Source organism: Nonomuraea sp. NPDC004354, from assembly GCF_053602555.1.
The window spans coordinates 102,481-114,719 of the sequence record NZ_JBSGDV010000012.1 but is presented as its reverse complement, the minus strand read 5'-3'; the positions used below and the strand labels follow the sequence as shown (position 1 = coordinate 114,719).

Here is a 12,239-nt window from a genome sequence, read left to right as displayed (position 1 = left end):
ACAGCCAGTCAAGCGATGGGGACACGATGACCACGAAGATGCGCAGCGAGATCGCCGAGCAACCGGCCGCGTTGCGGGCCACCCTGGACTCATTGCTTCCCCGGGTCGACGAGGTGAAGGCGCTCGGCGAGCAGACCAGGCAGCTGCTGTTCATCGCGCGCGGCACCTCCGACAACGCCGCAGTCTACGGCCGTTATCTCATCGAGTCGCACGCCGGACGCCTGTCCGCCCTCGCCGCGCCGTCGATCGCCACCACCTACCGGCGCAAGCTCGACCTCGACGGCGTGCTGGCCGTCGCCATCTCCCAGTCCGGCAGGACGGAGGAGATCGTCGAGACGCTGGCCTGGGCCAAGGACTGCGGCGCCAAGACCGTCGGCATCACCAACGGCGGCGAGGACAGCCCGCTCGCCCAGGCGGCCGACATCGCCCTGGTGACGCTGGCCGGCGAGGAGAAGGCGGTCCCCGCCACCAAGACCTACACCACGCAGCTCGCGGCGCTGGCCGTTCTCGCGCTGGGGCTCGGCGCGGAGGTCGACGCCGCCGACCTGCAGCGGGTGCCGGAGGCGGTGGAGAAGCTGATCGCCGAGCCGGGCGACCTGGAGGCGGTCGTCGAGGGTCTGGCCGACAAGCCGGGCGTGGTCGTCTCGGGGCGCGGCATGGCCTTCTCGACCGCTCTGGAGACCGCGCTGAAGCTCAAGGAGGCCTGCTACCTGCACGCCATGGGCCTGTCCTACGCCGACCTGCTGCACGGCCCGATCGCGGTGGTGGACGAGGACACCCCCGCGCTGCTGGTCGCCGCGGAGAACAGCCCGACGCTGGCCGGTACGGTCGCCCTGGCCGAGCGCGTGGTCGGCGCGGGCGCGGCGGCCTACACCGTGGGCGGCGGCCAGGCGCTGGCCCAGGCGGGTACGGCCGCGCTGAACGGCCCCGACCTGCCCGAGTGGGTGGCCCCGATGGGCCTGATCGTCCCCGGTCAGCTCCTCACCGAGGCGCTGGCCCGGCGCCTCGGGATCGACCCCGACGCCCCGCGCGGGCTCAACAAGGTCACCCAGACCGACTGATCACTCGCGGTCGCCCACTCATGAGAAACCTGGCCGCCGGACTGCCGGCACGGCGCTGAGCCGCGCAAAGAAACGGTCTGCGGGCTGATGGCCGCTTTCTCATGAGTAGCCTGGTCAGACAGACGTATCGACGAGGGAGGACCACATGGCGGCGGACGCTGACGCGATCATCGCCGGGCTCGGTGGTGCGGCCAACATCATCGAGATCGAGCCGTGCATCACGCGGCTGCGCACCGAGGTGCACGACGCCTCCAAAGTCGATCAGGCGGCGCTGAAGGCAGCGGGGGCCCATGGAGTGATGGCCGCGGGAAACGTCGTCCAGGTCGTGGTCGGTCCCGAAGCCGACACGATCGCCAGCGACATCGAGGACATCATCGGCTAGGTCGCCGGCGGCCGGGTTCTCCCGCCGCCGGCGCTCTGGTTCAGGGGGGACCAATGACCAGCGTTCTCGCCCCGGTCGAGGGGGCCGCGGTCGGCCTGGGCGCCGTGCCCGATCCGGTGTTCTCGGCGGGCATGGTCGGGCCCGGCGCGGCGATCGACCCGGCGCGCGGGCCAGGGAAGGCCGTCGCCCCGATCGGTGGAAAGATCTTGAAGCTGCATCCGCACGCCTACGTCATCGTGGGCGACGACGGCAGGGGCGTGCTGGTGCACCTGGGCATCGACACCGTGCAGCTGAAGGGGGAGGGCTTCCGGCTGCTCGTGGCCGAGGGCGACCGGGTCGACGCGGGCCAGCCGGTCGTGGCGTGGGACCCGGCCGTCATCGAGGCGGGCGGCCGCTCCCCGGTCTGCCCGGTGGTCGCGCTGGACGCGCGGGCCGAGGCGGTGACCGTCGTCGCCCAGGGCCCCGTCCACGTCGGTGACGAGCTGTTCCAATGGGCGTAGGTACCGCGCCGCGCCGTCCGGCGCACGACGTCCTCGGGGGCGCCGCGCCGTCCGCCCGACCCACCTCCCGGCGGTTCGCGGCGATTGCGTAGTCTTCGAGGATCCGGTGGCGGGGATAGCCGCGGCCAAGGCGGCGGGTATGAGAGGGATGGCGGTGGCCACCCGCCCACGCCGGCGAGGACCTGGCCGGCGCCGATCCCGCGATCGGCCGGCCGCTGTTTCGTGAGTCCAGCTGGTCTGGACCGGCACACCTAGGAGGAGCCCCGATGGCCGAGCGCAAGGTGACCGTCGAAGCGGAGGTAGGGCTGCACGCCCGTCCCGCGGCGACGTTCGTGACGGCGGCGGCGAAGGCCCCCATCGACGTCACCGTGGGCAGGCTGGGCGGCGAGCCCGTCAACGCCAAGAGCATCCTGATGGTGATGGGCCTCGACGTCCGTCAGGGCGAGATGATCGTGATCAAGGCCGACGGGGAAGGCGCGGAGCAGCTCGTGGACGAGCTGGCCGCGATCGCATCGGCGCCATGACCATCTCGGGGGTGGGGGTCAGTCCCGGCATCGGGCAGGGCCCTGTCTACGTGCTGACCGTCTCGGTGCCCGAACCCCCCGAGGGCGCCACCTACGAGGGAGAGGCGGATCAGGAGAAGGCGCGGGCCCACGCCGCGCTGGAACAGGTCGCCGGCGAGCTGGAGGCGCGCGGCGTCAAGGCGGGCGGCGAGGCCAAGGACGTGCTCGCCGCCCAGGCGCTGATGGCCCGCGACCCCGGCCTGGCCATCGGCGTCGACGCGCTGATCGAGACCGGGACGGCCGCGCCCAGGGCCGTCTACGAGTCCTTCGGCAAGTACCGCGACCTGCTCGTCGCCGCGGGCGGCTACATGGGCCAGCGGGTGGTCGACGTCGAGGACGTCAGGGACCGGACGATCGCCGTGCTCACCGGGCATCCGGTGCCCGGCGTGCCGACGACGGCGGCCGAGCCGTACGTGCTGGTGGCGCGGGACCTGGCGCCCGCGGACACGGTGCTGCTGACCAGGGACGTGGTCGCCGCCTTCGTGACCGAGCAGGGCGGCCCCACCAGCCACACCGCGATCCTGGCGCGCGCGATGGGTCTGCCCGCGGTCGTGGCGGCGCGCGGCGCGACCGCGCTGCGCCCCGGCGTGCGCGTGCTCGTCGACGGCGGCCTCGGTACGGTCACCGTCGAGCCCAGCGAGCAGCAGGTGGCCGACGCCCGGCGCCTGTCGGCGGCCAGGGCGCGAGCGCTCGACGCGGCGACCGGCCCTGGCAGGACGGCCGACGGGCACCCGGTGCCGCTGCTGGCCAACATCGGCGGGCCGGCGGACGTGCAGGCGGCCGTGGACAGCGGCGCCGAGGGGGTCGGCCTGTACCGGACGGAGTTCCTGTTCCTCGACAGGGCCAGCCCGCCCACGCGCGAGCAGCAGCGCGACGCCTACCGGGCGGTGCTCGAGGCCTTCCCGCAGGGCAAGGTCGTGGTCCGCACGCTCGACGCCGGCGCCGACAAGCCGCTCGCCTTCCTGCCGGCCACCGGCCGCGAGCCCAACCCGGCGCTCGGGCTGCGAGGGCTGCGGATGTTCAGGGCCTTCCCCGAGGTGATGACGGACCAGCTCCAGGCGCTCGCCGACGCGGGCGCGGGGATGTCCGACCGGCTCCAGGTGATGGCACCCATGGTGTCCACCGTCGATGAGGCCACCTGGTTCGTCCACGAGTGCACGGTCAAGGGGCTCGGCTCGGTCGGGGTGATGATCGAGGTCCCGGCCGCCGCGTTGCGCTCGAAGGACCTGGCCGCCACGGTCGGCTTCCTGTCGATCGGCACCAACGACCTGGCCCAGTACGCCTTCGCCGCCGACCGGCAGGTCGGAGCGCTGAGCGCGTTGCAGGACCCGTGGCATCCGGCGCTCCTCGACCTGATCGCGGCGGCGGTCGGCGACCACGGCGTGCCGTGCGGGGTGTGCGGCGAGGCGGCGGCCGATCCGGCGCTGGCATGCGTGCTGGTGGGGCTGGGGGCGGCCACGCTGTCGATGAGCCCGGCGGCGCTGCCGGCCGTACGGGCGGGGCTGGCCGCGCACTCGCTGGCCCAGTGCCGCAGGGCGGCCGCGATGGCGCGGGGGCAGGTGACGGCCGCCGGCGCCAGGAACGCGGCCCGCGCGGCGCTGCCCGGCCTGGCCGACCTCGGCCTGTGATCCCGTCCCGCCGGTGAGCGCCGGGCGGCCGACGCGCGGCGGGACCGGAGCGGCCCGGCCGCCCGGCGGCGCGGCTGCCGCGTCGGCGGTCCTCGCGAGGGTGCGGGGTCGTTGCGGCGGCGGTCGTCGCGCGGGAGGTGTGGGGCCGTTGGGCCGGCGTGACACCGGCGGGCCGGATAGCTTGGGGGGCATGGTGAGAGGCATCCGTACCGCAGGCGTCCTGGCGATAGCGACCTCCCTCGCGGCGTGCGCGAGCTCGGTGGGCGCCGCGGGCTCGGCGCCCCAGATGCCTCCACCAGCGGCGAAACCGTCCACGCAGGCCCCCGCCACGCCCCCGGCGACGACAGAGGCCGGCACCGCGGCAGGCACCGAGACCGCCGGGGCGGGCGCCGTCCAGCGGGTGCTGGCCCGGATGAGCCTCGAGGAGAAGGTCGGCCAGCTGTTCATGCCGGTCCTCCACGGCACCACCGCCGACAGCTCCTCCGACGGCAACCAGAACGCCTTCGGCGCCGCCACCCCCGCCAGGGTGGTCGCCAAGTACCACCTGGGCGGCGTGATCCTCTTCCCGGAGAACATCAAGAGCGTCTCCCAGGTCGTCTCCCTGACCAACGGCCTGCAGAAGGCCTCGAAGGGTGTGCCGCTGCTCATCGGCACCGACCAGGAGAACGGCCTGGTGTCCAGGATGTCCGCGCTGGTCACCGACCTGCCGGGGGCGTCGGTCGTGGGCGCCACCCGTAACACCGGCCTGGCCCGCAAGGCCGCGGCGGCGACCGGCGCCGAACTGAAGGCGCTCGGCGTGAACCTCGACTTCGCGCCCGTGGCCGACGTCAACCTCGACCCCAGGAACCCGGTCATCGGCAAGCGGGCCTTCGGCGACGACCCGGCCCGCGTCGCGCGGATGGTCGCCGCGTCGGTGAAGGGCTTCCACGACGCGGGCGTCGCCGCGACGGCCAAGCACTTCCCCGGCCACGGCGACACGCGCATCGACAGCCACACCGGCCTGCCGCTGATCAAGCACACCAAGGCGCAGTGGGCGACGATGGACGCCCCGCCGTTCAAGGCGGCGATCGGCGCGGACGTCGACGCGATCATGAGCGCCCACATCGTCATGCCCGCGCTCGACCCCTCGGGCGACCCCGCCACCCTGTCCAAGCCGATCCTGACCGGGCTGCTGCGCGACAGGCTGGGCTTCGACGGCGTCGTCTCCACCGACGCGCTCAACATGGCGGGCGTCAGGAAGAAGTACGACGACGGCGAGGTCGCCGTGCGGGCCGTCCTGGCCGGGGCGGACCTGCTGCTCATGCCGCCCGACTTCGCCAAGGCCCACGGCGCGGTCATGGCGGCGGTGAAGTCGGGCCGCATCTCGCGGCAGCGTCTCGACCAGTCGGTGACCAGGCTGCTGGAGCTGCGCCGGAAGCGCGGCTTCCTGGAGCAGGCGCCGGTCGCCTCGGTCGCGGCGGCCGCCGACGTGCTGCGCTCGGCCGAGCACCGCAGGCTGGCCGCCACGATCGTCCGCGCGAGCCGTTAGTCGCGTTCGTGGAGTCCGGCGAACCGGTCAGCGTGGTTCACCGGACTCCTCTGGTGGCTCAGTGGTCGCCCTCGATCGCGTCCCCGATGAACATCGCCGCCAGCAGGGTGAACAGGAACGCCTGCAGGAACATGATGAACAGCTCGAGGGCGGTCACCAGGACCGTCATCACCACGCCGAGGAGACCGACGACCGAGCCCGCCGGGGTGAACTGCTCGAACGGCTCCATTCAGGGGATATAGGCTGCTCCTCATGGTCAAGGGAGTCCTGATCGACTGGGGTGGCGTGCTCACCACGAGCATGTCCGAGGCGGTCGCCGGCTGGATCGCGGCCGACCGCCTCGACGGCGACCACTACCGGGCGGTCATGCGCGAGCTGCTGCTGCAGGAGAGCGTCGTGCACGCCCTCGAGCGCGGCGAGATCAGCGCCGCCGACTTCGAGCGCGACCTCGCGGCCAGGCTCCGCACCATCGACGGCACCTCGCCCGTGGCCGAAGGGCTCCTCTCCCGGATGTTCCTCGGCTTCCAGCGGGTCGACGCGATGTACGACATGCTGCTGCGGGTGCGCGGAGCGGGGATCAAGACCTGCCTGCTGTCCAACTCGTGGGCCAACGAGTACCCGCGCGACGGCTGGGACGAGGTCTTCGACGCGGTCGTCATCTCCGGCGAGATCGGCATGCGCAAGCCCGAGCCGCGCATCTTCGAGCACGCCCTCGACCTCATCGGGCTGCGCGGCCCCGAATGCGTCTTCATCGACGACTTCGAGATCAACATCGTCGCCGCCCGGGAGCTCGGCATCGGCGTCATCCACCACACCACCCCCGACACGACGATCGCCGAGCTGGAGACGCTGCTGCGGCTGCCCCTGCGATGATGGTCCCCCTAACGTCGTGAAAGGTTCCCGATGCGCGTATACCTGCCGAGCACCCTTCCCGCGCTTGCCAGGGCGGCGGCCGAAGGGCAGCTCGGCCCCGCCCCGCTGACCGGCTACGCGGTCACTCCCGCGCTGACCGAGTGGTACGCCTCGGGGGACACCGAAGAGCTGGAGTACGTGGCGCTGACCGACGCCGCCCGCGCCTCCCTGCGCATGCTCGCCGCCGACCGCGCCGACGGCGTGGCCGCCGCCCCCCGCCGGGTCGTCGTGGCGGCCGAGGTCCCCGACGCGACCCTGTCCATGAGCGCCGACCTGGAGGAGCGGGCCAGGGTACGGCTGGCCGAAGCGGTGCCGATGGCCAAGGTGGCCGCCGTGCACGTCGACGACGTCTCCGCCGCCGCCGACATCGAGGCCGCCATCGCCGCCCTGCCCGCCGCCGACGGCGGGGACGACGACGCCTTGTTCGTCGTCGACGGCGCGGAGGCGCACGAGCTCATGTGGTACGCCACCCAGGAAATCCCCGACCTGCTGGCCTGATGCCCGACAATAGGGGCATGACGCAGCACATCGTCTGGGACTGGAACGGCACCCTCTTCCACGACATCGATGCCGTCGTCGGCGCGACGAACGAGGTCTTCAAGCCTTACGGCCTGCCGATGATGACCGCCGACGGATTCCGTTCCGTCTACACGCGACCCATCTGGCTGGCCTACGAGCGGTTGCTGGGCCGCCCGTTGCGCGAGGGCGAGTGGGACGTGCTCGACAAGGGCTTCCACGACAACTACTTCCGGCTCATGACCGCCTGCGGTCTGGCCGCCGACGCCGAGGCGTCGCTGCGGAGCTGGACCGGCACCCAGTCGCTGTGCTCGATGGCGCCGCACGACCACCTGGTGCCGACCGTCACCTCGTTCGGCATCGACATGCACTTCGCCAGGGTCGACGGGCTCACCGGCACCACGGGCGGGGAGAAGGCCGAGCACATGGCAGGCCACATCGCCGCCATCCAGGTCGACCCCGCCGAGGTTCTCGTCATCGGCGACAGCGTCGACGACGGCATGGCGGCCACCCACGTGGGCGCCAGGGCGGTGCTCTACACCGGCGGCATGACGCCCCGCAAGGAGCTGGAGGCGACCGGCTGGCCCGTGGTCGACACCCTGACCGAAGCGCTCAAGCACGCCTGAAACCGGGCCGCTGAGCCGTACCCTGGGCATGGACTTCAGGGAGGCCGCCATCAACCGCCTTGTGCTGTGGAACGTCGATCTCACGCTGGTCGACGTCGCGATCGTCACCAGGGATGCGTACGCCGAGGCGTTCCGGCAGGTCACCGGGCGCCCGCTGGTCAAGCTCGCCCCCGCCATGGGCAGGCCCGACTCCGAGATCGTCTTCGAGACGCTCGCCGTCAACGGCATCGTCGCCGAGGACGACCACCTGCCCAGGTTCCTGGCCGCGCTCGCGGTCGCGTTCGCCGACCGGCGCAAGCGGCTGGCCAAGGAGGGCCGGACGATGCCCGGCGCCAAGGACGCCCTGAAGGCGGTCTCCCGGCTCGACGGGGTCGTCCAGTCGGTGCTGACGGGCACCATCAGGGGCAACGCCGTCCACAAGCTCAAGGCGTTCGGGCTCGACAAGTACGTCGACTTCGACCTCGGCGGCTACGGCGAGGAGGTCTACCCCAAGGCGACGCTGCTCCAGGTCGCCCAGGGCAGGGCGAAGCAGCGCCACGGCACGCCGTTCACCGCGGCGAACACCGTGCTGATCGGCGACTCCACCCGCGACGTGCAGGCGGCGCGGATCGGCGGCGCGGCGATGGTGGCGATCGCGTCGGGACGGTCGACGGCGGCCGAGCTCAGGGAGGCGGGGGCCGACATCGTGCTGCCCGACCTGTCGAACGCGTCGGAGGTCGTGGCCGCGGTGGCGAGCCTGACCTCGCCGGTCGACCGCAAGGCGGGCTGACCCGGGCACCGTGAGGCGGGCTGACCCGGGGAACGGCAAGGCGGGCTGACCCGGGCACCGCGCGGGCCGGCCCGGGGGACGGCAAGGCGGGCTGACCCGGGCACCGCCCGGGCCGGCCCGGGGGACGGCAAGGCGGGCTCATCCGGCGGTCGCGGGGGACACCTTGACGCCGTTTTTCACCGCAGCGGCGATTCGGGCGAATCGATCACGCGGTAGAACCACCGAGGCGGCTCCGTGGCCGCCGTCTCCCCTCGACCCACCACATGCCATCGAGGAGGAGATCTGTCATGCGTTCCACCCGCGCCGTCCTGCGCACCATCGTCACCATGGCGGCCGTCGGGCTGCTGGGCCTGGCCGTCGCGCCCGCCGCCCACGCCGCCCCCAAGGACCCCGAGCACTGCACCCTGGTGAGCTGCCACGACCTGGCGGAGGCGATCGACAACGAGATCCGCGCGTGGCTCCGTCCGTACCTGCCCCTGCTCCCGCCGGACGAGCCGGGCAGGACGAGCGTGCAGGCCTCGTGGTCGTCGTCCGACGCCCGCGCGGACGCCACGCCGTAGCCGATCCCATGGCATCGGCCGGGCACCGCGGGTACGCACCCCGCAGCGGTGCCCGGCCGATCGTCCTAGCGTACGAATCTCACGTCCGGGTGGTCGGGCGACTCGCCGCGCAGCAGCGGGCGCGTCCGGTGCTTGAGCGACTGGTCGAAGAAGGCGCCCAGGTAGGCGCGCTGGGCGGCGACGCTGCGCGTGGGGTCGACCGTCCCGATGCGCTTGGCGCGGACCTCCGGCACGACGTCCAGCCGCTCGTCGAGCTGCGGCAGGAACGACTGCAGGTCGGTGAAGCTGTAGTGCATGGCCTCCGGCATCGACAGGTCGCGCTTCCAGCCGGAGGACCGCTCCCAGAACGACTTCCACGACGGCGAGGTCAGGTGGCTCCTGCCCTGGCCGTCGCGGGTGCTGCCGGGTGAGCCCATCAGCAGGAACGGGCGGGCGGTGCCCTCGACGGCGGCGCGCGTGGGGGCACGGCCGTCGACGTCGTAGGCGAGCCAGCCGTCCAGGTCGGCGCCGGCGTCGACGCGTCCGTCGGCGACCATCACCTCCGCCGCGGTGTCCCCGCCGAAGGAGTGGCCGAACATACCCACCCTCGACAGGTCCATCGCCCGCGCGAGGCCGTCCAGGGTAGGCAGCCGATCCAGGACGAACCGGATGTCGCGCAGCCTGGTCTCCATCCTCGCGCGCAGGCCCTGCGACGGCTTGGCGACCTCCAGCCGGCCGCCGGGGAACTCGACGACGGGCGCCTCGTGGGTGTGGTCCACGGTCACCACGACGTACCCCCTGCTGGCCAGGTCCTCGACGGTGGCGGTCCCGAGCGCGCGCAGCGAGCCCGCGCCGGGGGAGTAGAGCACCACCGGCCACCGGCCCTTCGGCCGCGCGTCCTGGCGGGCGTGGGTGCGGACCGCGGCCCAGTCCACCTGCCCCGGCCGCAGGCCCATGGCCGGGGCGCCCTGGTCGAAGTATCCGGCCGCGCCGGCCCGCAGGTACGGCGCCCGCGGTTCCGCCCCGGGCCCGGCCGGGTACCACACGCTCACCATCAGCTCCCGGTCACGCTCCGCGTCCACCAGGTGGACCTCGCGTACGCCGATCTCGTGCGCTCCCGTGGGGTCGGGAAGCTCGAAGGTCACCTTGGCGGGGGAGGCGGTGTCGGCCCGCGCCGTACCGGCGGGAACGGTCAGCAGGGCGGTGGTGGCGAGCAGGGCGGTCATCGTGTTTCGCATGGCCCCAATCTGGCCGCCGGACCCACGCCGGCACCTCTGCCGTCCGTATCGTCCCGACCCTGACTTTCGTCAGGTCGACCGGGTGCACCTACCCCCACCCCTGCCGGGGGCCTGAGCCCATTCTCGCGCCACGGCCCCGCCTCTACCGTCGAGGAACAGCACGTCACACGCACACCAGGGGGTTGTCGACCATGGGTGAGGTCACCCGCAGGGGATTCATCGGCACCACGGCGGCGGTCGGCGGCGGGGCGGTCACGGCGGCCCTCGGGTCCGTCGCGTCCGCCTCGGCGCTCGATCCCGCCACGTCCGCCATGTCCGCCGCGGCCACGGGCGGGCCGCCGTTAGGACCCGTCGTCGTACGGCCCGGCGACCCGCGCTACGAGGACCTGGCGGTCCGCCGGACGAACCAGCGCTTCACGCCCAGACCCGAACATTTCCACGTCGTGGGCTCGACCGAGCAGGTCGTCAAGGCGGTCGGCGACGCGGTCCGCGCGGGCCGCCGCGTCACCGTCCGCAGCGGCGGGCACTGCTACGAGAACTTCGTCGGCGAGGGCGCGCAGGTCGTGATCGACCTGTGCGAGATGTCCGGCGTCTCCTTCGACGAGCGGCGCGGCGCGTTCGCCATCGAGGCGGGCGCCACGCTGATGCGGACCTACCGCACGCTCTACCTCGGCTGGGGCGTCACCATCCCCGGCGGCCAGTGCGGGGGCGTGGCCGCGGGCGGCCACATCGCGGGCGGCGGCTACGGCCCGCTGTCCAGGCGCGACGGCCTGACCGTCGACTACCTGCACGCCGTGGAGGTCGTGGTGGTCGACCGCGGCGGCAGGGCGCGCGCGGTGGTGGCGACCAGCGACCCCGCCGACCCCAACCACGACCTGTGGTGGGCGCACACCGGCGGCGGAGGAGGCAACTTCGGCGTCGTGACCCGCTACTGGATGCGCGACCCGGGGGCCAGGGGGAACGACCCGAGGCGGCTGCTGCCGCGCCCGCCCGCCGAGGTGCTGTCCGGCGTGGCCATCTGGTCGTGGGACGGCATGACCAAGGAGTCGTTCCGCAGGCTGCTGCGCAACCACGGCGAGTGGCACGAGCGCAACAGCGCGCCCGGCACCCCCGTCGCCTCCCTGTGGGGCTCGCTGCTCATCCCCGGCCGCAAGGCGGGCGCCGACCCCGGCGGGATCATCCTGCCCACGCAGGTCGACGCCGCCGTGCCGGGCGCCGAGAAGCTGCTGCGCGACTACTTCGCGGCCGTCGCCGACGGCGTCACCCCCGGGGTGATCGTCCCGCCGTTCCAGCGGATGCCGTGGTTCCAGGCGGTCCGCACCCTGTCGCTCGGCGAGGCCACCGAGTCGGGCCGGTACAAGGGCAAGTCGGCCTACCTGCGCAGGCGCTTCACCGACGAGCAGGCCGACGTCGCCTACGACCACCTCGGCACCGCGGGCGAGGTCTCCTCGAACGGCATGCTGTGGCTCCTGTCGTACGGCGGGCGGGTCAACACGGTGGACCCGGCGGCGACCGCCACGGCGGAGCGCTCGTCGATCCTCAAGATGATCCACCTGGCGGCATGGGATGAGACCCAGGACGGCGCGGACCACCTGGCGTGGGTGCGTCGGCTCCACCGCGAGACGTTCGAGGCCACGGGAGGCGTGCCGGTGCCCGGAGGCAACTGCGGCGGCGCCTACATCAACTACCCGGACATCGACCATGCCGACCCGGCGTGGAACACCTCGGGCGTGCCCTGGTCGACGCTCTACTACGGGGACAACTACGCCAGGTTGCAGCGGGTGAAGGCGCGCTGGGACCCGCGCGACGTCTTCCACCACGCGCTGTCGGTCCGCCCTCCCGGCGGCTCCTGACCGCTCACGCGGCCCGTCCCGCGAGTGGGGGGCGCCCGGCTGGGTAGGTCACGCTCCCCGGCCGTCCCGCGAGCGGGCGGGGCTCCTGACCGGTCACGGCCCCGGCGTCCCGCGAGCGGGCGCC

14 protein-coding genes are annotated in these 12,239 nt (G+C 73.2%); 12 read left to right on the top strand and 2 right to left on the bottom strand.

Annotated features, from left to right (window positions below; translation table 11 throughout):
* The first annotated feature begins 26 nt into the window (after positions 1-26).
* From ACWENQ_RS28930 to ACWENQ_RS28905, 6 genes are all read left to right on the top strand, one after another.
* Positions 27-1,061: an SIS domain-containing protein gene (locus ACWENQ_RS28930; RefSeq protein WP_449920480.1), complete on the top strand. Its 1,035-nt coding sequence runs from the start codon at positions 27-29 to the stop codon at positions 1,059-1,061.
* 145 nt (positions 1,062-1,206) lie between these two features.
* Entirely contained in the window at positions 1,207-1,443 is a 237-nt protein-coding gene (locus ACWENQ_RS28925; protein ID WP_449920482.1) for a glucose PTS transporter subunit EIIB, read from the top strand.
* Positions 1,444-1,496: 53 nt separating this feature from the next.
* Entirely contained in the window at positions 1,497-1,943 is a 447-nt protein-coding gene (locus ACWENQ_RS28920) for a PTS sugar transporter subunit IIA (protein WP_354911182.1), read from the top strand.
* A gap of 266 nt (positions 1,944-2,209) precedes the next feature.
* Positions 2,210-2,467 (top strand): HPr family phosphocarrier protein, encoded by a 258-nt coding sequence (locus ACWENQ_RS28915; RefSeq protein ID WP_449920484.1) that lies wholly within the window; start codon positions 2,210-2,212, stop codon positions 2,465-2,467.
* On the top strand, positions 2,464-4,134 hold the full coding sequence (ptsP, locus tag ACWENQ_RS28910) for a phosphoenolpyruvate--protein phosphotransferase (protein WP_449920486.1): 1,671 nt from the start codon (positions 2,464-2,466) through the stop codon (positions 4,132-4,134). The genes ACWENQ_RS28915 and ptsP overlap by 4 nt, the downstream gene beginning before the upstream one ends.
* Before the next feature lie 190 nt (positions 4,135-4,324).
* Positions 4,325-5,662 (top strand): glycoside hydrolase family 3 N-terminal domain-containing protein, encoded by a 1,338-nt coding sequence (locus tag ACWENQ_RS28905; protein WP_452417062.1) that lies wholly within the window; start codon positions 4,325-4,327, stop codon positions 5,660-5,662.
* A 58-nt stretch (positions 5,663-5,720) separates the two neighbouring features.
* On the opposite strand, the gene ACWENQ_RS28900 is transcribed toward ACWENQ_RS28905, so the two are convergent.
* The gene (locus ACWENQ_RS28900) at positions 5,721-5,891 is read right to left on the bottom strand and encodes a hypothetical protein (protein WP_452417060.1); all 171 of its coding nucleotides are present in this window, start codon (positions 5,889-5,891) and stop codon (positions 5,721-5,723) included.
* Between the two features lie 23 nt (positions 5,892-5,914).
* On the opposite strand from ACWENQ_RS28900, the gene ACWENQ_RS28895 reads away from it, so the two are divergent.
* From ACWENQ_RS28895 to ACWENQ_RS28875, 5 genes are all read left to right on the top strand, one after another.
* Positions 5,915-6,535: an HAD family hydrolase gene (locus tag ACWENQ_RS28895; RefSeq protein ID WP_354911194.1), complete on the top strand. Its 621-nt coding sequence runs from the start codon at positions 5,915-5,917 to the stop codon at positions 6,533-6,535.
* Positions 6,536-6,565: 30 nt separating this feature from the next.
* On the top strand, positions 6,566-7,072 hold the full coding sequence (locus ACWENQ_RS28890) for a DUF6912 family protein (RefSeq protein ID WP_452417058.1): 507 nt from the start codon (positions 6,566-6,568) through the stop codon (positions 7,070-7,072).
* 17 nt (positions 7,073-7,089) lie between these two features.
* Positions 7,090-7,716 (top strand): HAD family hydrolase, encoded by a 627-nt coding sequence (locus tag ACWENQ_RS28885; protein WP_449920496.1) that lies wholly within the window; start codon positions 7,090-7,092, stop codon positions 7,714-7,716.
* Between the two features lie 28 nt (positions 7,717-7,744).
* Positions 7,745-8,485 carry an HAD family hydrolase gene (locus ACWENQ_RS28880; RefSeq protein ID WP_354911200.1) on the top strand — a complete coding sequence of 247 codons (741 nt, stop codon included), beginning with the start codon at positions 7,745-7,747 and terminating at the stop codon, positions 8,483-8,485.
* Between the two features lie 287 nt (positions 8,486-8,772).
* Positions 8,773-9,045, top strand: a complete 273-nt coding sequence (locus ACWENQ_RS28875; RefSeq protein ID WP_449920498.1) for a hypothetical protein — start codon at positions 8,773-8,775, stop codon at positions 9,043-9,045.
* Positions 9,046-9,110: 65 nt separating this feature from the next.
* Here ACWENQ_RS28875 and ACWENQ_RS28870 read toward each other — a convergent pair whose 3' ends face one another.
* Positions 9,111-10,262 carry an alpha/beta hydrolase family protein gene (locus ACWENQ_RS28870; RefSeq protein WP_452417056.1) on the bottom strand — a complete coding sequence of 384 codons (1,152 nt, stop codon included), beginning with the start codon at positions 10,260-10,262 and terminating at the stop codon, positions 9,111-9,113.
* Positions 10,263-10,453: 191 nt separating this feature from the next.
* On the opposite strand from ACWENQ_RS28870, the gene ACWENQ_RS28865 reads away from it, so the two are divergent.
* Positions 10,454-12,115, top strand: a complete 1,662-nt coding sequence (locus ACWENQ_RS28865) for a BBE domain-containing protein (RefSeq protein ID WP_452417054.1) — start codon at positions 10,454-10,456, stop codon at positions 12,113-12,115.
* The last annotated feature ends 124 nt before the right edge of the window (positions 12,116-12,239 follow it).